Here is a 24,069-nt window from a genome sequence, read left to right as displayed (position 1 = left end):
CTATATAAATACCTGATTAATTACGCTGATGTACCAACTCTTCTCCATAAATCGGTGTTGGATATTGTCCGTTAAAGCAAGCCATACATTGTCCACCGCATTCGCCACGCTTGCGTCCCACCGCATCAACAAGACCCTCTTCACTTAAAAAAGACAAAGAATCCGCGCCAATGAGCACTCGCATTTCTTCTATGCTATGCTTGGATGCAATCAATTCTTCTCTTGTGGATGTGTCAATACCGTAGTAGCATGGATTAACGATCGGCGGTGCCGCAATGCGCACATGCACCTCTGTCGCGCCGGCATCACGCAGCATTTGTACAATCCTTCTACTCGTTGTGCCGCGCACAATGGAATCATCAATCATTACCACACGCTTACCTTCTACAATACCGCGAACAGGAGAGAGCTTCATCTTTACACCGCGTTCACGCAATTCTTGCGAGGGTTGAATAAACGTACGCCCTACATAGCGATTTTTGATTAAGCCAAGCTCGTACGGAATACCTGATGCCTCTGCAAATCCGATCGCTGCTGAAATACTGGAATCCGGTACACCTGTAACTACGTCTGCCTCAACTGGCGCTTCTTTTGCAAGCAGTTTACCCATATTTTTACGAGCCGCATGAACGTTAATACCATCGATATTGCTGTCCGGTCTGGAAAAATACACATATTCCATACTACAGATCGCATGCTTTGTTTCTGTTGTGAACACTCTTGACTCTATCCCCTCGTCAGAGATAATAAGCAGCTCTCCTGGCTCCACATCACGAATATACGTTGCCCCTATGATATCAAACGCACATGTTTCAGAAGCGACTACGTATGCCCCGTCAAGCATACCGATTGCTAAGGGACGGAAGCCGTTTGGATCAAGCGCAACCAAAAGCTGTGTTTCTGTCATCATTAAAAAGGCAAATGCTCCTTGAATTTTATTCAATGCTACCTTCACTCGATCGATAAGAGGAAATTCATTATGACGACGGAGTAAATGCGCTAATACTTCTGTATCAGACGTTGTTTGAAAAATACTGCCCTGCATCTCAAGTTCATATTTTAAGCGATTCGCATTCACCAGATTGCCATTGTGCGCAAGCGCTAGACTACCTGTTTGCGAATGGAAGAGAAGCGGCTGCACATTCTCGTAGCCGCCCCCGCCCGCTGTTGCATACCTTACATGCCCAATTGCTGCTTTTCCTTTTAATTTATCAAGCTCACCATGTGAGAAAACTTCTGTAATTAAGCCGAGTCCTTTATGTCCGGTTAAGCTAGTACCATCATTTACAACGATTCCTGCACCTTCCTGGCCGCGGTGCTGAAGGCTATGCAAACCGTAGTACGTGATTTGTGCTGCATTTTCATGCCCCCAAATCCCAAAAACACCGCACTCTTCATTTAAGCCTTTGAGTTCAGCAAGCATGGAATTGCCCCTTTCCAAGCAGTTTTCAGCTCCTGTACATCCGCATGAATCAGCTCTTCTGTACCGCGAATGATGAGTTTACCTGTTTCTGTTACTGTCCCGATATACTGTGCTTCCACAGCCTGCTCAAAGGCCGCACGGTTTTCTGGCTTTACAGATACCACAAAACGAGATTGTGTTTCTGCAAATAACGCCACTGTTGCATCGCCCTCTACCTTTACATCCGCACCAAACGCTGTTCCCATCAATGACTCCGCAATGGCTACCGCAAAGCCACCTTCAGCAATATCATGTGCAGATTGCACTAGACCTGCTTGAATAGCTGCAAGCAATTGCTGTTGACGTTTCGCTTCTACGTCTAAATCAATCGCAGGTGCTTTACCGAAGATTTTTCCATATGTCATCTTTTGTAGCTCACTGCCGCCAAACTCTGACTTTGTTTCACCGATTACATATATTAAATCACCGTTTGCTTTAAAGTCTTGTGTTGTTACATGCGCTAAGTCATGTACAAGACCAACCATACCAACTGTCGGTGTCGGATATACCGCATCGCCGCTGCGCTCATTGTAAAGAGATACGTTTCCGCCAATAACCGGCGTAGATAATGTACGACATGCCTCGCTCATACCATCTACAGACTTCTCGATTTGCCAGAAGATTTCCGGCTTCTCTGGATTTCCATAGTTCAAGCAATCCGTGATTGCTAGCGGCTCAGCACCGGAGCATACGATGTTGCGCGCTGCTTCTGCCACAGCAATTTTACCGCCTGTTTCCGGATCTAAATAAATATAGCGAGAATTACAATCTGTTGTCATCGCAAGCGCTTTTTGTGTACCGCGTACACGTACAACTGCTGCATCCGATCCTGGTGTTACGATTGTGCTCGTGCGTACTTGGTGGTCGTATTGGTCATAGACCCATTCCTTACTTGCAATTGTCGGCTGCTTAAGCAAAGCAAGTAAGGTTTCATTATAGTTATCAACCTGCGGAACATCATTTTCCATCGCTTGGAATTCCGCAAAATAAGCAGGCTCTTGAGAAGGTTTATGATAAACAGGTGCTTCTTCCGCCAGAGCATCAGCAGGTACCTCTGCTACCATTTCACCTTTATGGAATAGACGAAGCATTTTATCTTCTGTTACTTTACCTACTACAACTGCCGCAAGACCATACTTTTGGAACAAATCTTTAATCTCTTGCTCACGGCCTTTTTTCACAACAATCAACATGCGCTCCTGAGATTCTGAAAGCATCATTTCATACGCTGTCATACCTGCTTCGCGCTGCGGTACATCGTCTAGATGCATTTCAATTCCCATACCAGCTTTACTTGCCATTTCTGCTGAAGAAGAAGTTAAGCCAGCAGCACCCATATCTTGAATACCGACCAAAGCATCTGATTTTACTAATTCAAGACACGCTTCTAGAAGGAGCTTCTCCATAAACGGATCTCCCACCTGTACCGCAGGACGTTTAGACTCGGAATCCTCAGATAATTCTTCGGAAGCGAACGTCGCGCCATGAATACCGTCACGTCCTGTAGAAGCGCCAACATACATCACTGTATTGCCCGCTCCGTGTGCTTGCCCTTTTTTGATATCCTCATGGTTAATCAAGCCGACGCACATTGCATTCACAAGCGGATTTCCCTCATAGCAAGGATCAAATTGCACTTCGCCCCCTACTGTTGGAATACCAATGCAGTTGCCGTAGCCTGCGATTCCTGCAACAACCTCTTCAAATAAGTACTTTACGCGCGGTGTTTGTAGCTCACCGAAGCGCAAAGAGTTTAATAGTGCAACAGGACGCGCACCCATAGAGAATACATCGCGAATAATACCGCCTACACCTGTAGCCGCTCCTTGATAAGGCTCAATCGCGGATGGATGGTTGTGACTTTCAATCTTAAATACCACCGCCTGGTTGTCGCCGATATCCACAATACCTGCACCTTCGCCTGGTCCTTGCAGGACGCGTTCACCTGTAGTCGGGAACTTACGAAGAACAGGCTTGGAGTTTTTATAACTACAATGCTCTGACCACATGACAGAAAATAATCCTGTTTCTGTATAATTTGGCGTTCTGCCTAAGATATCTTTAATCATTTGAAATTCTTCGTCAGAAAGACCCATTTCAGCATAAATTTTTTGCTCTTCAATTTGTGTTGGATTTGGCTCAAGCAGTAACGGCATGGTGTTCCCTCCAGTGTTTTAAGATTGATAGAAAGAGCTTCAAGCCATCTGCTCCTCCTAATAGTTCATCTACAGCGCGCTCCGGATGCGGCATCATACCAAGTACATTGCCACGTTCATTTGTAATACCCGCGATATCAGAAACGCTTCCATTTGGATTGTCTGTATATCTGAATACGATTTGATTATTTTCTTCTAGCGTTTTTAATGTTTCTTCATCACAGTAGTAATTACCCTCACCATGGGCAATCGGGATGTTAATGATTTCACCCTGCGCATAATGCGAAGTAAACATAGTTTTGTTGTTTTCAACAGAAAGACCGACTGTACGGCACATAAACTTCAAATTTTTATTGCGCATCAATGCCCCAGGCAGCAGTCCCGCCTCTAGCAAAATCTGAAAGCCATTACATACACCCAAAACCGGCTTTCCTGCTTCAGCAGCTTCCTTTACTGCATTCATAACATTGGAAAAACGGGAAATTGCTCCGCAGCGTAAATAGTCACCATATGAAAATCCACCTGGCAATAACACGCCATCATATGCATCTAAACTTTTCGTATCATGCCAGACATATTCTACTTCCACACCTAATTCATCTTTAATGGCATGATACATATCAACATCACAGTTTGAACCCGGAAAAACGATTACGGCGAATTTCACTGCGCAACTACCTCCTCAACCTCGTAGCGATAGTCTTCAATTACTACATTCGCAAGTAACTTTTCACACATTTCTTTTACCATTGCATCAAGATCAGATACAGTACGGTCAATGGTAAGCTCCATGTATTTGCCGATACGAACATCCTGCACCTCTGTAAAAGAAAGGCTGTGAAGTGCGCCCTTAACAGCTACTCCTTGTGGATCTAAAACGCTCTCTCTTAATGTGACAAATACTTTTACTTTAAACATGTGAAATTCCCCCTAATCGTTTTAATATTTCTTCATAAGCATCGGTTAAATTGCCAAGATCGCGACGAAATACGTCCTTATCAAATTTCTCATTGCTGTTTGCATCCCAAAGGCGGCAAGTATCTGGTGAAATCTCATCTGCAAGCAGGATTTCTCCTTCGTCAGTAACCCCAAATTCAAGCTTAAAATCTACCAATCTTACACCACAGCCCTCAAAATGCGCTGTCAAAACGTCGTTGATTTGCAGAGCACGGTCTCGAAGCTCCTGCAGCTGCATAGGTGTCGCAATTTGCAGGATTCGGATATGATCTTCTGTTATAAGCGGATCTCCTAAATCATCATTCTTGTAATAAAATTCTACAATTGGCTCTGGAAGCAGCGTGCCTTCTTCCATACCTAAACGCTTGGATAAGCTGCCAGCCACGATATTGCGAACAACTACTTCAAGCGGGATGATGCTCACTTTGCGTACAAGCTGCTCTGTATCGGAGATTTTTTGTACAAAGTGACTGTTGATACCGGCTTCCTTCAGCTTCATAAATAATAGACTTGTAATCTCATTATTTAATCGGCCTTTGCCTGTAATTGTAGCCTTTTTTTCACCATTGAAGGCAGTTGCGCTGTCTTTATATGCCACCCATACCACATTCTCTTGCTCTGTGCGATAGATTCTTTTTGCTTTTCCTTCATACAGCAGATCCAGTTTCTCCATCCCCGGCACTCCCCTTTTGTAACGGCTCTTGCAAAGCCATTTGTAGTCAGCTATAAGTTTTAATATTTCCCAATAGTAAAAATCATCTGATTATAAAAAGAGACACAGAATATAATCCTGTGCCTATGCATTTATCAATCCAAGCCAAGTCGTGTAAAGATTGTATCCACATGCTGCAAGTGATACGAATAGTCAAAACACTCATCAATTTCCTCTGGTGTGAGCTTATTAGTGATACGCTCATCGCCTTCTACCAATGTTTTGAAAGGAACTTGCGTTTCCCAAGCTTCCATTGCCTTCGGCTGTACAATATCGTAAGCTTCTTCGCGAACCATGCCTTTATCAATAAGAGAAAGCATAACGCGCTGTGAGTAAATTAAACCGTATGTTCTCTCCATATTGCGCTTCATGTTCTCAGGGAACACCGTCAGGTTTTTCACGATATTGCCGAAGCGATTCAACATGTAATTCAAAGCAATTGTTGCATCTGGTAAGATGATGCGCTCCGCAGAAGAGTGGGAGATATCGCGCTCATGCCATAGTGGAACATTTTCATAAGCTGTCATCATGTAACCTCGAATGACACGTGCTAGACCTGTCATATTTTCAGAACCAATCGGGTTACGTTTATGCGGCATCGCAGAAGAGCCTTTTTGACCTTTTGCAAAGAACTCCTCCACTTCACGTGTTTCGCTCTTTTGCAGACCGCGAATTTCTACAGCCATCTTTTCAATAGAGGTTGCAATTAGCGCAAGGGTAGACATATAGTGGGCATGACGATCACGCTGCAATGTTTGTGTGGAGATTTTTGCAGCCTCAAGCCCTAAATTTTCACACACATATTTCTCAACAAACGGATCAATATTGGCATATGTACCAACTGCACCAGAAATCTTGCCAACACGTACACTGTCAGCCGCATGCTTAAAGCGCTCCAGGTTACGCTTCATTTCTTCGTACCAAAGACCCAGCTTCAAACCAAAAGTAGTCGGCTCCGCATGTACACCGTGCGTACGTCCCATCATCACTGTGTATTTATGCTCTTGGGCTTTGTTCTTCAAGATTTCAATGAAGTTGTTCAAATCTTTATATAAGATATCGTTTGCTTGCTTCAACAAATAAGATAACGCTGTGTCCACCACATCTGTTGATGTTAAACCGTAATGTACCCACTTACGTTCTTCACCAAGTGTTTCGGAAACGGCTCTTGTAAATGCTACTACATCATGACGTGTTTCTTCTTCGATTTCATAAATACGGTTGATGTCAAACGAAGCATGCGCACGGAGCTTTTTTACATCTTCCTTAGGAATATCGCCAAGCTCAGCCCATGCTTCACATGCAAGGATTTCTACCTCGAGCCATGCTTGAAACTTATTTTCTTCCGTCCAAATTGCACCCATTTCTGGGCGTGTGTAACGATTAATCATTCCGTAACCTCCAATTCTTCACGGTTCCATATCTCGAGCATTTGTACCTTCTGCAAAGCCGTATCAATGTCGCACAAAATATTGAGGTGCCCCATTTTTCTCTTGTGCTTTGCTTCCGCTTTACCGTACAAATGCAGCTTGCAATGTGCAAATTGATTTACATTGCTTAGAACCCCTTCTATATGTTCTCCTAAAATATTAACCATGACAACATTTTTCGTTAAAGTTGTTTCTCCAAGAGGCCAACCGCATACGGCACGAACATGCTGCTGAAACTGACTTGTCTCGCAAGCATCCATTGTATAATGACCAGAGTTGTGCGGTCTTGGTGCCAGTTCATTGACATATAATTGATCTTTGGTTACAAACATTTCAACTGCCAACGTTCCGACTAGGTTCAAATCGTTGGCCAATGTTTCTGCATAACAAACTGCTTGTTCCTGTAGCTCTGTCGGAATACGTGCAGGCACAATGGTTTTATGCAGGATATTATTAATATGAATATTTTCAGCTACTGGAAACACCTTTGTTTCGCCACTTACACTGCGAACAACGATTACCGAAATTTCTTTTTCAAACGGAATCCAGTCTTCTAAAATACATTCATTTTTCATCAGCAATGCTTTTGCATGCGGTAAATCCGCTTCGCTTTTTAACACCACTTGCCCTTTTCCGTCATATCCACCGGTTGTTGTTTTTAATACACAAGGGTAAGAGAAATCAGCAACACCCTGAAGCAAGTCTTGCTCCGTGCAGATCAAGCGAAAAGCTGCGACTGGAATGTGAGAGCGCATAACTGCATTTTTCTCTGTATAGCGGTTTTGCGTCAGACGTAGCACTTCACTACCTTGTGGTAAGTATGCTTCCTGCTCTAACCAACGTAATGCTTCATAATCAATGTTTTCAAATTCGTATGTGATTACGTCGCTGATTGATGCAAGCTCCTGAATGGCATGTATATCATTGTAAGGTGCGACAATCTCTATATCGGCAACCTGTGCACATGGGGAATTTGGCGTCGGATCGAGCACCGCAATCTTATATCCCATCTCTTTTGCGGCAATTGCCATCATTCTTCCCAATTGACCGCCGCCAATAATCCCAATTGTTTGACCTGGTAAAATCATTTTCATACTAGTTCACCTTGCAATACCGTTTTTTCTGTCTCTTTTCGTCTTTCTTCTAAAGCTGCATAGATTCTTTCATCAAACGCTCCCAATATCTGTGCCGCAAGTAACCCTGCATTGGTTGCACCCGCTTTGCCGATCGCCACCGTTGCGACAGGTACACCCCCCGGCATTTGTACGATGGACAAAAGTGAATCCAAACCGTTTAAAGCCTTTGATTGCACCGGTACACCAATGACAGGTAACGTTGTCTTCGCAGCTACCATCCCTGGCAAATGAGCAGCGCCTCCCGCACCAGCAATAATTATCTTTAATCCTCGTTCACGCGCAGTTTCCGCATATTGAAACATATAATCCGGTGTACGATGAGCCGAAACAACTTGTTTTTCGTAAGAAATATTAAGTTCTTCTAGTATGTCGCAAGCATGCTTCATCGTCTCCCAATCAGAAGTGCTTCCCATAATAACTCCAACTGTCGGCATATATGCTCCCCCTTCAAATAAAAAAGCCTGAGGCAGAGTTCTCCTGTGAAGGAAAGTACTCTGCTCAGGCATAGTGATTCCGTACATAAAATATACCGAGCTTACTCTCCCTCATAGTCCGGCCATTTACGGCAGCCGGGTAGAAACTCGCAGGCCCTATTCCTGCTATTATATGAGGCTTTATATTTCAATCTCCATCGTTATCTTAACAATTTTTATAGAAATGGTCAATAAAAATCGAACATTAAATAGAAATTAATCACTAACATTCGTATTTATATTCACTAATATAAATACATAGCACAAAAAATAGTTTTTTGTTTCCTTTTTCTAGATATTTTTCAGTATAACTAATTGGTGCATTCACCTCGTCCTATAAGCATATACAAAACCAAATCCTCGCAGAATAAATCAATCTTTATGCAATTTTATATATTTACATGTAACGGGACTTTGTTCTTATATAAGAACAAGGCTGTATGTTAAAAAAATATTTTATAGTCAATATACAGATCAGTTTATCGTATATTTTTTAATCATTTTATTTTATCTATTACATTATTTTTCGAATTTTATATGTTTAAAAAGGAGAATATGCCATTTATACAAAGCTCTTTCATTATATTTTTTATATATCGTAATAATATTTATATTGACTTTGCATATATTTAAATATATGATTCACTTAACAGGTATATTAGAAAATTTATACACTCGAATTTCTTTATATATTATTTAGAAACCCCATATACATACGCAAAAGGTGATTATATCATGGTTTTTGACGGAATTTTACTATCTATCATCATTGGCTTTTTGCGAAAGGGCAGTCTCAAAGGATTAGCTGACTTCCATGTAAAGCATGGCTGGATCTTCCCTGTGTTACTACTGATTGAAGTGCTCGTTTTTATACTGCAGGATAAGATTTTGTTCGTTAAAACGCTCAGTAACTACATCTATATTCTCGTTTATATTGTCGGATTATTTTTCTTATACATAAACCGTCATCATCGAGGATTCACAATCATTTTAATAGGTGTCCTCTTAAACTTTATTGTCATCGCCGCAAATGGTGGTCGCATGCCTGTCTCAATAGAAGCTGCCACTGTGCTAGACCCAGTATTTGTTGATATGTTAAAAAACGGCGATTTGTACGCTAAGCATCAAGCGCTTACATCTACCACAAACTTTGGATTTTTAGGAGATATTATTCCTATCACCGATCCTTATCCGAAATCACAGGTAATTAGCATTGGTGATGTCATTATGAATATTGGTATCTTCATTTTCATCCAATGGCTCATGGTCACCAGCAGACGTACACCTTCTTTTAAAGGAGGTGAAACAGCATGAAAGCGACTCGTATTCTTGTGAACGCTGTAATCTTGGGATCTATCGTTGTAGCTTTGACTTCAGGTTTTAGAATTTGGTAAGACCGTTTATAAACCTTAAAAGATAGTAGTATATTTAAGTTATTTTAAATATACTACTATAGCTTCAATAAAATAAAATTACAATGTGAGTGAAGCGTATGAGTTTTTTTCAATCAAAAGCAGGTATATACGTATTAATAGTAAACTTTATTGGTGGTATATTAGGGCTAACATTTTCCCTATACAATTCGTCTTTCGATACCAATGTAGGTTTAAAAGTTATTTTTATATTATGTATACTTATTTTAACTTATTATGTTATTCCACTTCCTCCTAAAGAAAATGCTTTCTCCACAGATTCGTCTATATATCTAGCAATTACGTTTCTATACGGATTAGATTTTACTTTACATATTTTAATACTTAGTCAAATGTTCTTTTCTGTTAACTCTAAGAGGAGAAAAATGCCTTGGTGGAAGCATGTATTTAATATAGCTATGTATAGTATCATGATTATTAGCTTCCATTACACATACCATTACTTTAATCAAAATAATGAACTTTTTACAATAAAAGGTTTGTCTTCTTATCTTTTAGCAATGCTGACTTATTTCTCTGTTAATGCCCTTTTGGTAGCATTTTATTTTGTTCTTATGAGAAAAGAAACCTTCTCTAGCTTTACCAAAATTATAGTAAAAGAAGGAGTTCCTGGCTACATAGGAACATTACTATTATCACTTGTACTTATTATATTAATTACATCTAAGTCTATGTTCGGACTAATTTTATTCATGTGTATAGCGACTCTTCTGTCCATAGCATTTAAACAAAACTTTGATACCTATCAACGAGCATATAACAAAGCAAATACAGATTATTTAACCGGCTTAAATAATCATGGCTTTTTTAAAGATCAACTTGAAGAATACATAAAGGCTATAAACAACTCTAAGCAAACATTATGTGTAGCTCTGTTAGATATTGATAACTTCAAAAAATATAATGACTTATATGGCCATATGAAAGGTGATGAACTTTTAAAGTTCTTTGGCTCACTATTACAAAGTGAGTGCTCCAAACAAAATTATTTTGTAGCTCGCTATGGAGGAGAAGAGTTTTCTATTTTAATGCCTAATACCTTTAAAGAAGACGCTTACTTGTATATGGAACGCCTACGAAAAAAAGTAAACGATACTTACTTTGATGGTGTTGAATACCTTCCTTATAAATGCTTGTCTTTCTCAGCAGGGATCGCTGAATATACAATTGATACATATGACTCACAGGAATTATTAAGTAAGGCCGATCAGGCGATGTATTATGCAAAAGCACAAGGACGGAATTTAATTCACGTCTTTGACGAACAGTCCTCTTACTTTGCATCGCAATCTGTTACTCTCGAAAAAGAATTATATGAAATTGAACAACAGCTCAACATCTTTCTTTCAAAAGATGTGTATACATATCGACATAGTAAACGTGTATTTAAGTATGCAGTAGACTTCAGCAACAAGTTACAGCTAAATGAAACGGAACGAAAAACACTTATCTTAGGGGCTTTGATTCATGATATTGGTAAGCTAGAAATTCCGCGCGATATCATTAATAAAACAAGCAAACTCGACTCTCATGAATGGGAAATCATGAAAAAACATGTAACTTGGGGTAAAGAAATTATTTCAACCAATAAAAAGCTGATTGATCTTATTCCATTAGTAGAACTTCATCACGAGCGCTTTGATGGCAAGGGCTATCCGTACGGTCTTCAAGGAGATGCCATTCCGAAGCTGGCACGTATTTTATGTATTATTGATTCCTTTGATGCGATGACGACGGAAAGACCGTATCAAGCTACGAAAACCTTCGCAGAAGCAATTGTAGAACTTCGCGCTTGTGCAGATAAACAGTTTGATGGCCGCTATGTTGAGCCATTTATTGAGATGATTGAAGAAAAGTATATGAGCCTACAAGACAATGATTGCATAGGTACGGTAGTACACTAAAAAAGCGCAAAATGAACAGATCGTTCATCTTGCGCTTTTTGCTTACTTCCACCAAGCATCAAACAAAGTTGCGGGCAGCTGGCGTTTATGCTCTGTCATTTTATATCGCTTTTCAACAGCTTCTGCGACCGCCGCAGACACTTCTTTACCTTCTAAATAATCATCTAACTCATCGTATGTAATCCCTAACTCTGTTTCATCTGCTTGCTGCGGTTTATTGTCCAACAAATCTGCAGTAGGTGTTTTTAAGTATAACCTTTCATCCGCACCCAACGCTTTTAGCAAATCGCGACCTTGTCGTTTGGTTAAACCAGAAAGTGGCAATAGATCCGCGCCGCCATCACCGTATTTTGTAAAGAAGCCTGTAACAGCCTCAGCTGCATGATCTGTTCCGATTACAAGCAGGCCGTTTTGTCCGCCAATTGCATATTGTGTAATCATACGTACACGAGCCTTTACATTTCCTTTATTAAAATCTGTCAGCGCTTCGCTTGCATCTTGCTCATATTGCATCGCAAATGCATCGACTGTTGTTTTAATATTGAAAGCAAACTGCTCGTCCGCTTGAATAAACGCTAAGGAAGCTTGTGCATCTGCCTCGTCTTGCTGCACACCGTAAGGCAGACGTACAGCTACAAACTTAGCTTCTTTTCCTTCTGCTCGTAGTTCTTCTACAGCTAATTGCGCCAATCTACCCGCAAGTGTGGAGTCTTGTCCACCGCTAATTCCTAAAACGAAGCCCTTAGCTCCTGATTTTAATAAATAGCTTTTTAGGAAATCTATACGCTTACGTATTTCTTGTTCTGGCTCAATAGTTGGGGAGACATTAAGCTCTTTCATAATTTGTTGTTGTAATGTCATGGGTTATCATCCTTCCCTATGTATAATACATGTATTATTATAGCACTGTTATGTATATATACATACAAATAGAAGTAGCTATGTTTTTCTAAGATGATGACTAATTTTACGGAAAACGTATACCAAGCAAACTCATAGACATCCGCTTTATAGTAATCATATTTTATACAGTATTCTTAGTATTCCCCATCTTCCCTAATATATTTAATTAATAAAACGCCCACAAGACATGAGCTTTCTCATTTACTATTCTAGTCAATTAGTTGATGAGCTAGGTCTTATCAGCTTTTTTGTTATTAGCATTTTATTTGTATACAAAAAAAGCCGGTCAAAATGACCGGCTTACTGTGTGCCTAGCGACGTCCTACTCTCACAGGGACAAGGTCCCAACTACCATCGGCGCAAAAGAGCTTAACTTCCGTGTTCGGTATGGGAACGGGTGTGACCTCTTTGCCATCATCACTAGACATATGAAGGCATGTTCCTTCAAAACTGGATAACATAGTGTATATTGGTTAAGTCCTCGATCGATTAGTATCAGTCAGCTCCACACGTCACCGTGCTTCCACCTCTGACCTATCAACCTGATCATCTTTCAGGGATCTTACTAGCTTGACGCTATGGGAAATCTCATCTTGAGGGGGGCTTCATGCTTAGATGCTTTCAGCACTTATCCCGTCCGCACATAGCTACCCAGCGATGCCCTTGGCAGAACAACTGGTACACCAGCGGTGCGTCCATCCCGGTCCTCTCGTACTAAGGACAGCTCCTCTCAAATTTCCTGCGCCCGCGACGGATAGGGACCGAACTGTCTCACGACGTTCTGAACCCAGCTCGCGTACCGCTTTAATGGGCGAACAGCCCAACCCTTGGGACCGACTACAGCCCCAGGATGCGATGAGCCGACATCGAGGTGCCAAACCTCCCCGTCGATGTGGACTCTTGGGGGAGATAAGCCTGTTATCCCCGGGGTAGCTTTTATCCGTTGAGCGATGGCCCTTCCATGCGGAACCACCGGATCACTAAGCCCGACTTTCGTCCCTGCTCGACTTGTAGGTCTCGCAGTCAAGCTCCCTTATGCCTTTACACTCTTCGAATGATTTCCAACCATTCTGAGGGAACCTTTGGGCGCCTCCGTTACATTTTAGGAGGCGACCGCCCCAGTCAAACTGCCCACCTGACACTGTCTCCCGCCCCGATGTAGGGGCGCGGGTTAGAACTTCAATACAGCCAGGGTAGTATCCCACCGACGCCTCCACCGAAGCTGGCGCTCCGGGTTCATAGGCTCCTACCTATCCTGTACAAGCTGTACCAAAATTCAATATCAGGCTACAGTAAAGCTCCACGGGGTCTTTCCGTCCTGTCGCGGGTAACCTGCATCTTCACAGGTACTATAATTTCACCGAGTCTCTGGTTGAGACAGTGCCCAAATCGTTACACCTTTCGTGCGGGTCGGAACTTACCCGACAAGGAATTTCGCTACCTTAGGACCGTTATAGTTACGGCCGCCGTTTACTGGGGCTTCGGTTCAAAGCTTCGCTTGCGCTAACCTCTCCCCTTAACCTTCCAGCACCGGGCAGGTGTCAGCCCCTATACTTCGCCTTGCGCTTCGCAGAGACCTGTGTTTTTGCTAAACAGTCGCTTGGGCCTTTTCACTGCGGCTCTCGCTAGAGAGCACCCCTTCTCCCGAAGTTACGGGGTCATTTTGCCGAGTTCCTTAACCAGAGTTCTCTCGCACACCTTAGGATTCTCTCCTCGCCTACCTGTGTCGGTTTGCGGTACAGGCACCTTTTACCTCGCTAGAAGCTTTTCTTGGCAGTGTGGAATCAGAGAGTTCGCCCATACGGGCTTCCCCATCACAGCTCAGCCTTACGATGAGCGGATTTGCCTACTCATCAGCCTAACTGCTTAGACGCACGCGACCAGCGGTGCGCATCTCCTATCCTCCTGCGTCCCTCCATTGCTCAAACGGTAAAGAGGTGGTACAGGAATATCAACCTGTTGTCCATCGCCTACGCCTGTCGGCCTCGGCTTAGGTCCTGACTAACCCTGAGCGGACGAGCCTTCCTCAGGAAACCTTAGGCATACGGTGGATGGGATTCTCACCATCTTTCGCTACTCATACCGGCATTCTCACTTCTAAGCGCTCCACCAGTCCTTACGGTCTGACTTCACAGCCCTTAGAACGCTCCCCTACCACTGATACCTTTGGTATCAATCTGCAGCTTCGGTAGTATGTTTAGCCCCGGTACATTTTCGGCGCAGAGTCACTCGACTAGTGAGCTATTACGCACTCTTTAAATGGTGGCTGCTTCTAAGCCAACATCCTAGTTGTCTAAGCAACTCCACATCCTTTTCCACTTAACATACATTTTGGGACCTTAGCTGGCAGTCTGGGCTGTTTCCCTTTTGACCACGGATCTTATCACTCGTAGTCTGACTCCCAAGGAATAAGTCATTGGCATTCGGAGTTTGACTGAATTCGGTAACCCGAGGGGGGCCCCTAGTCCAATCAGTGCTCTACCTCCAAGACTCTCACACTTGAGGCTAGCCCTAAAGCTATTTCGGGAGAACCAGCTATCTCCAGGTTCGATTGGAATTTCTCCGCTACCCACACCTCATCCCCGCACTTTTCAACGTGCGTGGGTTCGGGCCTCCATTCAGTGTTACCTGAACTTCACCCTGGACATGGGTAGATCACCTGGTTTCGGGTCTACGACCACGTACTATGTCGCCCTATTCAGACTCGCTTTCGCTGCGGCTCCGTCTTATCAACTTAACCTTGCACGGGATCGTAACTCGCCGGTTCATTCTACAAAAGGCACGCCATCACCCGTAAATGGGCTCTGACTACTTGTAGGCACACGGTTTCAGGATCTCTTTCACTCCCCTTCCGGGGTGCTTTTCACCTTTCCCTCACGGTACTGGTTCACTATCGGTCACTAGGGAGTATTTAGCCTTGGGAGATGGTCCTCCCGGATTCCGACGGAATTTCACGTGTTCCGCCGTACTCAGGATCCGCTCAAGAGGGAACGAAGTTTCAACTACAGGGTTGTTACCTTCTATGACAGGCCTTTCCAGACCGTTTCGTCTACCTCGTTCCTTTGTAACTCCGTATAGAGCGTCCTACAACCCCAAGAGGCAAGCCTCTTGGTTTGGGCTAATTCCGTTTCGCTCGCCGCTACTTGGGAAATCGCATTTGCTTTCTCTTCCTCCAGGTACTTAGATGTTTCAGTTCCCTGGGTCTGCCTTCCTTACCCTATGTATTCAGATAAGGATACCATTCCATTACGAATGGTGAGTTTCCTCATTCGGAGATCTCCGGATCATAGCTTACTTACAGCTCCCCGAAGCATTTCGGTGTTAGTCCCGTCCTTCATCGGCTCCTAGTACCAAGGCATCCACCGTGCGCCCTTTCTAACTTAACCATTAAAAAGTTTACACTTTTTGAATTACACTTGTATTGTTATCCAGTTTTCAAGGTACATGTTTGAGAGATAGTTCTCTCAAAACTGAACGAAGTTGTCAAAACGTATTCATACAATGAACAGCGTTCATTGATGTCTCCATAGAAAGGAGGTGATCCAGCCGCACCTTCCGATACGGCTACCTTGTTACGACTTCACCCCAATCATCTGTCCCACCTTAGGCGGCTGGCTCCTTACGGTTACCCCACCGACTTCGGGTGTTACAAACTCTCGTGGTGTGACGGGCGGTGTGTACAAGGCCCGGGAACGTATTCACCGCGGCATGCTGATCCGCGATTACTAGCGATTCCGGCTTCATGCAGGCGAGTTGCAGCCTGCAATCCGAACTGAGAACAATTTTATGGGATTCGCTCCACCTCGCGGTCTCGCAACCCTTTGTATTGTCCATTGTAGCACGTGTGTAGCCCAGGTCATAAGGGGCATGATGATTTGACGTCATCCCCACCTTCCTCCGGTTTGTCACCGGCAGTCACCTTAGAGTGCCCAACTGAATGCTGGCAACTAAGATCAAGGGTTGCGCTCGTTGCGGGACTTAACCCAACATCTCACGACACGAGCTGACGACAACCATGCACCACCTGTCACTCTGTCCCCGAAGGGAAAGCCCTATCTCTAGGGTTGTCAGAGGATGTCAAGACCTGGTAAGGTTCTTCGCGTTGCTTCGAATTAAACCACATGCTCCACCGCTTGTGCGGGCCCCCGTCAATTCCTTTGAGTTTCAGCCTTGCGGCCGTACTCCCCAGGCGGAGTGCTTAATGCGTTAACTTCAGCACTAAAGGGCGGAAACCCTCTAACACTTAGCACTCATCGTTTACGGCGTGGACTACCAGGGTATCTAATCCTGTTTGCTCCCCACGCTTTCGCGCCTCAGCGTCAGTTACAGACCAAAGAGCCGCCTTCGCCACTGGTGTTCCTCCACATCTCTACGCATTTCACCGCTACACGTGGAATTCCGCTCTTCTCTTCTGCACTCAAGTCTCCCAGTTTCCAATGACCCTCCACGGTTGAGCCGTGGGCTTTCACATCAGACTTAAAAGACCGCCTGCGCGCGCTTTACGCCCAATAATTCCGGATAACGCTCGCCACCTACGTATTACCGCGGCTGCTGGCACGTAGTTAGCCGTGGCTTTCTAATCAGGTACCGTCAAGGTACGAGCAGTTACTCTCGTACTTGTTCTTCCCTGACAACAGAGTTTTACGACCCGAAAGCCTTCATCACTCACGCGGCGTTGCTCGGTCAGGCTTTCGCCCATTGCCGAAGATTCCCTACTGCTGCCTCCCGTAGGAGTCTGGGCCGTGTCTCAGTCCCAGTGTGGCCGATCACCCTCTCAGGTCGGCTACGCATCGTCGCCTTGGTGAGCCGTTACCTCACCAACTAGCTAATGCGACGCGGGTCCATCTGTAAGTGATAGCCGAAGCCATCTTTCCATTTTGAACCATGCGGTTCAAAAACATATCCGGTATTAGCTTCGGTTTCCCGAAGTTATCCCAGTCTTACAGGCAGGTTACCCACGTGTTACTCACCCGTCCGCCGCTAACCTCCGAAGAGGTCCGCTCGACTTGCATGTATTAGGCACGCCGCCAGCGTTCATCCTGAGCCAGGATCAAACTCTCCATAAAAGTGTTTGTCTAGCTAAAATAAATGTTGACGTTTTGTACTTCGTTCAGTTTTCAAAGAACTATGTATCGCTCATCAGCGACTTTCTTAATTTATCACTTCCGATTTTGTTTGTCAACAACTTCTTTTTAAGTTGTTTTTTAACTTCCGTCCGAAGCGACAAGATTTATAATACCCATTTTTATAAAATAAGTCAACAGCTATCTTCACTTTTTTTCAACTTTGTTAAAGAAGGGGTTTCTCTCCATCACTTCCCTTGCAAAAAACAATCCAAAATACAGAAGCTATATAAGAAGAAAACGAAAATGCACAGGGGGAATTCAATCCATGAAGTCTATTCTGTATGCATGTTTTATTTTTTGGGGATTTTCGTTTTCATCGGTCGCTTCTGCCGAGCACACACAAACAGGAGCAACCACGTTAGCTACTGCACAGCCTTCTATTCTCTTGCAGGCGCCCTTAATTTCCCAAATGCCTGAATTACCGCGTGGCTGTGAGGTAACCAGCTTAGCCATGCTTTTACAATACAAAGGCATTTCTGTTACAAAAATGCAGCTTGCACAAGAAATCAGAAAAGACCCTACACCGTACCGAAAACAAGGCACTAGTATCTATTTCGGTCACCCTAATCATGGGTTTGTCGGGAGTATGTATTCATTTAAACAACCGGGCTTTGGTGTTTTCCATAGACCAGTCTATGATTTAGCCAACCGTTATTTATCTGGACAAGCCTTAAATCTTACAGGTTCCTCATTTGAGGTAATTAAAGAACACCTATCCCAACAAAAGCCGATATGGGTTATCAATACGAGCACCTTTGCTCCCGTACCACAACGTTTTTGGCAAACATGGCAAACGCCCCAAGGCACTGTTTCCATTACGTATAAAGAGCACAGCGTTTTGGTAACAGGTTACGATGAGAAATACATTTACTTTAACGACCCTCTTGCCAATATAAAAAATCGAAAAGTACTTGCTTCTTCCTTTATTGCTGGATGGGAGCAGTACGGCAGACAGGCTATCACATACAAATAAAGAGCACGGAATTTCCCGTGCTCTTATTATTATTCTTTTAAGAAGATGAAATACAATACAAAGATAACTGCCATGCCATACATAATTGGATGAATTTCGCGACCGCGACCCTTCATTACCATTGTAATCGGGTAGAAAATGAAACCAACTGCAATTCCTGTCGCAATGCTGTATGTTAGCGGCATCGCAATAACAGTGAAGAATGCCGGAACAGCTACCTCAAATTTCTTCCAATCAATTTCACCTAAAGAAGAAACCATGAGAATACCTACAATGATTAGTGCTGGTGCTGTAACAGCCGGTGTTACAACTGCCAAAAGCGGTGAGAAGAACAATGCTAATAGGAAGAAACCTGCTGCCACTACTGCTGTGAAACCTGAACGACCTCCTGCAGCTACACCAGCTGAAGACTCGATGTAAGCAGTCGTTGTAGATGTTCCTAGCACCGCTCCTACCGTAGTAGCAGCCGCATCTGCGAACATCGCTTTTCCTGCACGAGGCAGTTTGTTGTCTTTCATTAAACCCGCTTGATTTGCAACCGCGACAAGCGTACCTGCTGTATCAAAGAAATCAATAAAGAAGAACGTTAAAATAACAACCAACATCTTTAATGTAAAGATATCTCCAATGTGCGTTAACGCCGCACCAAATGTTGGTGCAATACTTGGCACAGCGCCAACCACTGCATCTGGTGTTTTAATTAAGCCCGTTAACATACCAACAATTGCCGTTACGACCATTCCGAAGAATACCGCCCCATTTAAACCACGTGTCATAAGAATAACCGTAATTACCACACCGAAAATCGCTAATAGTGTCGTACCTTTTGTTAAATCACCTAAACCAACTAATACTGCATCGTTATTAACAATAATGCCTGCGTTTTGAAAGCCGATAAAAGCGATGAATAAACCAATACCTGCTGCTACGGCATGCTTTAATTCTATAGGAATGGCGTTAATTACTTTTTCACGAAGTCCTGTAGCCGTTAAAATAATAAACAAAATACCAGAAACCAAAGTACCCGCAATTGCTGTTTGCCAAGGAATACCCATTGTTAAAATAACTGTATAAGAGAAGAATGCATTAATTCCCATTCCCGGCGCCAAAGCGATTGGATACCTTGCAAAAATACCCATAATAAGAGAACCGATTGCCGCAGCTAAAGCTGTCGCTACAAATACAGCTCCTTGATCCATCCCTACTCCTTTTGGCAGGTCAGGAACCGTGCTTAAAGATAGCGTAGCCGGGTTTACAAATAAAATATAAGCCATAGATAAAAATGTTGTTAAACCTGCAATAAACTCTTTACGATACGATGTACCGAGTTCATCAAACTGAAAATAACGCTTCATGTTGCTTCCTCCACCCTATGTGTTACCATCGCATCTACGACAAAGACACCTCCACTGGACATGGAGGCGTCGAGAAAGCGCACATGATACACTGCACCAATCAACACCTCGTAGTCCAGCTATTTACGGCAGCTAGGTAGAAACTTTCGGGCCATATCCCCGATATTATACGATGGTTATTTGTTTTATTGATTTCTATAAGTCGATTTTACACTAGTACCTGTATAGTGTCAATAAAAAAACGAACGTTTTTTAAAAAACGTTCGTTTTTGTTCGTTTTATTCCCACTCAATTGTTGCTGGTGGCTTACTTGTTACATCATACACAATACGGTTAACATGCTTTACTTCGTTTACGATACGAACGGAGATCTTCTCTAATACATCCCATGGAATGCGGGCCCAGTCCGCCGTCATACCATCGATAGAAGTAACTGCACGAATTCCTACTGTGTAATCGTACGTACGCTCATCTCCCATAACGCCGACACTTCTCATGTCAGGAAGGGCTGTGAAGTATTGCCAAATTTCACGATCCAATCCTGCTTTTTTAATTTCTTCGCGAAGGATTGCATCTGATTCCCGAACAATCTCAAGTTTTTCTTCTGTCACTTCTCCGAGCACGCGAATCCCTAAACCAGGACCTGGGAACGGCTGACGCCATACGATTTCATCTGGAATACCAAGCTCCGTACCCAAAGCACGTACTTCATCTTTAAACAGTGTATTCAACGGCTCAATTAGCTTGAACTGCATATCTTCCGGCAAACCGCCTACGTTATGGTGCGATTTGATAGTTTGCGCCGTTAACGTTCCGCTCTCAATAATATCTGTATACAGTGTTCCTTGCGCTAAGAACTCAATGCCCTTAAGCTTTGTTGCTTCATCATCAAATACATAAATGAATTCATTACCAATAATTTTACGTTTTTGCTCTGGATCACTCACGCCTGCCAGCTTGCTTAAGAAGCGTTCTTTCGCATCCACTTTAATAACGTTCATGTTGAATCCTTCGCTGAATGTTTTCATTACGCTTTCTGCTTCGCCTTTTCTAAGCAAACCATGGTCTACAAAGATACAAGTAAGCTGATCGCCGATTGCTTTGTGAATTAAAACGGCAACCACGGAAGAATCCACACCGCCGCTTAGCGCGCACAGTACTTTTTTATCGCCAACTGTTTCACGGATCTTTTCAAGCTCTACTTCAATAAAGTTTTCCATGTTCCAGCCTTCTGTACAGCCACATACGTTAAACACGAAGTTTTTCAACAAATCGTTACCGTATTCAGAGTGACGTACCTCTGGATGGAATTGAACGCCGTAGAACTTACGAGACTCGTCGCTCATCCCTGCGATTGGGCAAGATTCACTTGTCACATCTACAACAAAGCCTTCTGGTAGCTTTGTAACCAAGTCGCCGTGGCTCATCCATACTACTTGCTCATTTGGTAAGCTGTTGTATAGCTTAGATTCGTTTTCTACTTGAATAACCGCTTTTCCGTACTCACGGTGTTCTGCACGTTCTACTGTGCCGCCAAAATGATGCGTCATCAGCTGCATGCCATAGCAAATACCGAACACTGGCAAGCCTAGATCAAAGATAGCTGGGTCACAGTGGAACGCTTTGTCACCATACACACTGTTTGGACCGCCGGAGAAGATGATGCCCTTTGGGTTCATTTTCTTAATTTCTTCCGCAGTAATTGTATGCGGGTGTAATTCGCTATATACACCAAACTCACGAATACGACGTGCAATCAGTTGGTTATATTGACTTCCAAAATCTAAAACAATAATAAAATCATGCTTTTTCAAATGAATCACCCCGTCATTAATGTCTGCAATCTCACTCATATACTCTTTACATTGATACAATTGGAAAAAAAGTATACAAAAAAAGCCGAAACTCCGCCCCAAATACAAAAAGGCAGAATTCCGACTTATGAAGGACCGCGCTTCGCTAAGCAGAATCACTGCCTTCATAGTCAGGTTATTATCGGTAACCCGGTAGAGACTCTCAAACCATATTATTGAGGATATATGAAGGTGTTCGCTTTTACTTTTCCTCCTTGATTCTAACAACGAAAGCAGAGCATGGTCAAGAGTGAAACGACAAAATTCTACAGAAATAATTTCCTTTCCGCCAGCCCAAGGGACGCATTTCACAAACCATACATTCCGAACTGACTTTTGTAGCAATGTTTTCACCAAGAAAATTTCCTTTCATAATAAATAAAAGAAGCTCGTCGTACCAGTACCCTCTTGTAAAACCGCACACAAAAGAAAACAAGCCGTTATGCTTATATAAACAGCCTCATTCCCCTTACCTATTCTGCTCCACTGGCAAAACAAAAAGGAGAGAACCAAGCTCTCTCCTTTTTTCGGCATTATTTATCGTCCATGCAATAGTCTGTTTCCTGAAAGAACACTTTCTATTAGGATTGCTCCACATGTGTGGAGACCTGCCAATGTATACCGAATTTGTCTGTCAATTGTCCATATGAAGGGCTCCAGAACGTTTCTTGAAGTGGCATGATAACGTATCCGCCCTCCTGCAGCTTCTCGAATACCTCTTTTGATTTCTCCACATTGTTTGTCGTGACAGATATGTTTACTTGCGATCCGGTTTCATACGGCTGACCGGGAAGCGTATCGGAAATCATCAGGTCTGTATCGGCAATCTTCAGTTTGGCATGCAAAACACGTTCTTTTGCTTCAGCAGGAATTGGATATTCCGGATTTTCAGGCACTTGCCCAAACGTCTGTAAGCTTTCTACTTTTGCATCCAATGCATACTCATAAAATTTGACTGCCTCTTGTCCGTTTCCGTTCAAAACCAAATACGCGTTAACACCTAGAATCATATGAAACACCTCTTCCTCAAAGTATTTAAGCAGCGGCTCTGCATCCGCAAAAATAGAATAAATGTTCCAAAAAGAGTATCATAGCCTTTATACACATTCAACAGCTTTCTGCCACTTTCCTCCATATCGAACTTCTTCACCTTCGCATTTCACTATACAAGACCAAAACCGTAGAGAGACGCTTTATTCAATCTACTGAACATTCATCTCTTCTTCATTTTTATGTCCTTGTTGCCGGTTATATATGAATTTAGACAAGTAGACACTTCCTTCATATAAAAGTAACAACGGTACAGTCACCAAAATATCCGATAATAAATCTGGCGGCGTAATGGAAATCGAGATGATGATTAATATGAAGTAAGCATACTTTCTCGCTTTTTGAAGGCGATATGGATTGATAATTCCTAGGCTTGTTAAAAACGTGATGACAACAGGCAGCTCAAACAGAACCCCGAAAGGTACTGTCATATGAAGCAAAAATCGAAAATACTTCTCGGTTGTAAATACGGCAGTGAACATATCCTCTGATAGTGAAACTAAGAATTTCAGTACAACCGGAAATACCAGATAGTAACCAAACCAGATTCCTAACGTGAATAGAATAAACAACGCGGGAATGTAAGAAAGCGTGACCTTTTGTTCTTTCGGCGTTAACGCTGGACGTACAAACAGCCAAATTTGATGTGCGGCGATTGGTATAGTGGCTGCAATTGCAACGACGACGGCAATCATTAGATAAACGAATAAAATATCACCAGGCCCTAGCAGCGCCAGCTTGAATGGTAAATCCTTGACTATCGCTTGATAAATATCTTGGACATATATAAACGCCAGCACGAAAAACAGCAAAAAAACAACTAAAGTGAAAATGATTCGTTTACGCAGCTCCTCAAGATGCTGAATCGTGCTCATATTTTGACCTTTCAATATAACCACTCCATGAAAAAGAAGATGCAAGTTGGAACTTACATCTTCTTTCAGTTTATTTGACCGCTTTTTCTTCCTTAACCAGACTTTTCGTGTCTTTGTCATCTTCGATAAGCTCTCTGGTAGACTTTTTGAATTCTCTCAATGTGGAGCCGAACGCCCTTCCCAGCTCTGGTAGCTTTGACGGACCAAAAATAATGAGAGCGAGTATCAAAACCAATAACAATCCTGGTATTCCGATATTTTGAAACATGAT

The 24,069-nt window shown here is 43.0% G+C and carries 17 protein-coding genes, 3 rRNA genes and 3 riboswitches; of the genes, 3 read left to right on the top strand and 17 right to left on the bottom strand.

All coding sequences use genetic code 11. The features are described from left to right. Positions 1–16: 16 nt before the first annotated feature. From purF to purE, 8 genes are all read right to left on the bottom strand, one after another. Positions 17–1,423 carry an amidophosphoribosyltransferase gene (purF, locus tag MUG87_RS14015; RefSeq protein WP_247082932.1) on the bottom strand — a complete coding sequence of 469 codons (1,407 nt, stop codon included), beginning with the start codon at positions 1,421–1,423 and terminating at the stop codon, positions 17–19. Beyond that, on the bottom strand, positions 1,399–3,618 hold the full coding sequence (purL, locus tag MUG87_RS14010) for a phosphoribosylformylglycinamidine synthase subunit PurL (protein WP_247082931.1): 2,220 nt from the start codon (positions 3,616–3,618) through the stop codon (positions 1,399–1,401). Before purL ends, purF begins: the two co-directional genes overlap by 25 nt. After that, the gene (gene purQ, locus MUG87_RS14005) at positions 3,602–4,285 is read right to left on the bottom strand and encodes a phosphoribosylformylglycinamidine synthase subunit PurQ (protein WP_247082930.1); all 684 of its coding nucleotides are present in this window, start codon (positions 4,283–4,285) and stop codon (positions 3,602–3,604) included. Before purQ ends, purL begins: the two co-directional genes overlap by 17 nt. Continuing rightward, positions 4,282–4,536, bottom strand: coding sequence for a phosphoribosylformylglycinamidine synthase subunit PurS (purS, locus tag MUG87_RS14000; RefSeq protein ID WP_247082928.1), 255 nt, complete (start codon positions 4,534–4,536; stop codon positions 4,282–4,284). The genes purQ and purS overlap by 4 nt, the downstream gene beginning before the upstream one ends. Further along, entirely contained in the window at positions 4,529–5,248 is a 720-nt protein-coding gene (purC, locus tag MUG87_RS13995) for a phosphoribosylaminoimidazolesuccinocarboxamide synthase (protein WP_247082926.1), read from the bottom strand. The genes purS and purC overlap by 8 nt, the downstream gene beginning before the upstream one ends. A 134-nt stretch (positions 5,249–5,382) precedes the next feature. Next, positions 5,383–6,678 (bottom strand): adenylosuccinate lyase, encoded by a 1,296-nt coding sequence (gene purB / locus MUG87_RS13990; RefSeq protein WP_247082924.1) that lies wholly within the window; start codon positions 6,676–6,678, stop codon positions 5,383–5,385. Continuing rightward, on the bottom strand, positions 6,675–7,811 hold the full coding sequence (gene purK, locus MUG87_RS13985; protein WP_247082922.1) for a 5-(carboxyamino)imidazole ribonucleotide synthase: 1,137 nt from the start codon (positions 7,809–7,811) through the stop codon (positions 6,675–6,677). Before purK ends, purB begins: the two co-directional genes overlap by 4 nt. Further along, positions 7,808–8,287, bottom strand: coding sequence for a 5-(carboxyamino)imidazole ribonucleotide mutase (gene purE / locus MUG87_RS13980; protein WP_247082920.1), 480 nt, complete (start codon positions 8,285–8,287; stop codon positions 7,808–7,810). Before purE ends, purK begins: the two co-directional genes overlap by 4 nt. 94 nt (positions 8,288–8,381) lie before the next feature. Beyond that, positions 8,382–8,483, bottom strand: a riboswitch (purine riboswitch). Positions 8,484–9,061: 578 nt separating this feature from the next. Here purE and MUG87_RS13975 point away from each other — a divergent pair. After that, a complete protein-coding gene (locus MUG87_RS13975) occupies positions 9,062–9,640 on the top strand; it encodes a DUF5317 domain-containing protein (RefSeq protein WP_247082917.1) in 579 nt (192 codons plus the stop codon). 484 nt (positions 9,641–10,124) lie between these two features. Next, a complete protein-coding gene (locus tag MUG87_RS13970; RefSeq protein WP_247082915.1) occupies positions 10,125–11,663 on the top strand; it encodes a diguanylate cyclase in 1,539 nt (512 codons plus the stop codon). Between the two features lie 42 nt (positions 11,664–11,705). On the opposite strand, the gene nadE is transcribed toward MUG87_RS13970, so the two are convergent. The 4 genes from nadE to MUG87_RS13950 form a co-directional block, all read right to left on the bottom strand. Further along, a complete protein-coding gene (gene nadE, locus MUG87_RS13965) occupies positions 11,706–12,524 on the bottom strand; it encodes an ammonia-dependent NAD(+) synthetase (protein WP_247082913.1) in 819 nt (272 codons plus the stop codon). 351 nt (positions 12,525–12,875) lie between these two features. Beyond that, positions 12,876–12,991, bottom strand: a 5S ribosomal RNA gene (rrf, locus tag MUG87_RS13960). Positions 12,992–13,035: 44 nt separating this feature from the next. Beyond that, positions 13,036–15,952, bottom strand: a 23S ribosomal RNA gene (locus MUG87_RS13955). Positions 15,953–16,096: 144 nt separating this feature from the next. Beyond that, positions 16,097–17,632, bottom strand: a 16S ribosomal RNA gene (locus MUG87_RS13950). Together the 16S, 23S and 5S rRNA genes form the textbook arrangement of a ribosomal RNA operon. Before the next feature lie 325 nt (positions 17,633–17,957). On the opposite strand from MUG87_RS13950, the gene MUG87_RS13945 reads away from it, so the two are divergent. After that, positions 17,958–18,665, top strand: a complete 708-nt coding sequence (locus tag MUG87_RS13945) for a C39 family peptidase (RefSeq protein WP_247082911.1) — start codon at positions 17,958–17,960, stop codon at positions 18,663–18,665. Between the two features lie 29 nt (positions 18,666–18,694). Here the strand turns inward: MUG87_RS13945 and MUG87_RS13940 are convergent, their stop codons facing one another. The 5 genes from MUG87_RS13940 to MUG87_RS13920 form a co-directional block, all read right to left on the bottom strand. Then, positions 18,695–20,020 carry an NCS2 family permease gene (locus MUG87_RS13940; protein ID WP_247082909.1) on the bottom strand — a complete coding sequence of 442 codons (1,326 nt, stop codon included), beginning with the start codon at positions 20,018–20,020 and terminating at the stop codon, positions 18,695–18,697. Between the two features lie 91 nt (positions 20,021–20,111). After that, positions 20,112–20,213, bottom strand: a riboswitch (purine riboswitch). A gap of 85 nt (positions 20,214–20,298) precedes the next feature. Further along, positions 20,299–21,873, bottom strand: a complete 1,575-nt coding sequence (guaA, locus tag MUG87_RS13935; RefSeq protein ID WP_247082907.1) for a glutamine-hydrolyzing GMP synthase — start codon at positions 21,871–21,873, stop codon at positions 20,299–20,301. Between the two features lie 108 nt (positions 21,874–21,981). Then, positions 21,982–22,083, bottom strand: a riboswitch (purine riboswitch). 371 nt (positions 22,084–22,454) lie between these two features. Next, positions 22,455–22,883 (bottom strand): VOC family protein, encoded by a 429-nt coding sequence (locus MUG87_RS13930; RefSeq protein ID WP_247082905.1) that lies wholly within the window; start codon positions 22,881–22,883, stop codon positions 22,455–22,457. Positions 22,884–23,075: 192 nt separating this feature from the next. Beyond that, positions 23,076–23,813, bottom strand: a complete 738-nt coding sequence (gene tatC / locus MUG87_RS13925) for a twin-arginine translocase subunit TatC (RefSeq protein WP_247082903.1) — start codon at positions 23,811–23,813, stop codon at positions 23,076–23,078. A 55-nt stretch (positions 23,814–23,868) separates the two neighbouring features. Then, positions 23,869–24,066 carry a twin-arginine translocase TatA/TatE family subunit gene (locus MUG87_RS13920; RefSeq protein ID WP_247082901.1) on the bottom strand — a complete coding sequence of 66 codons (198 nt, stop codon included), beginning with the start codon at positions 24,064–24,066 and terminating at the stop codon, positions 23,869–23,871. Between the last annotated feature and the right edge of the window lie 3 nt (positions 24,067–24,069).

It is taken from the genome of Ectobacillus sp. JY-23, from assembly GCF_023022965.1.
Classification (GTDB): domain Bacteria; phylum Bacillota; class Bacilli; order Bacillales; family Bacillaceae_G; genus Ectobacillus.
The sequence above is the reverse complement of the archived record's forward strand: the minus strand, read 5'-3'. Positions and strand labels throughout refer to the sequence as shown.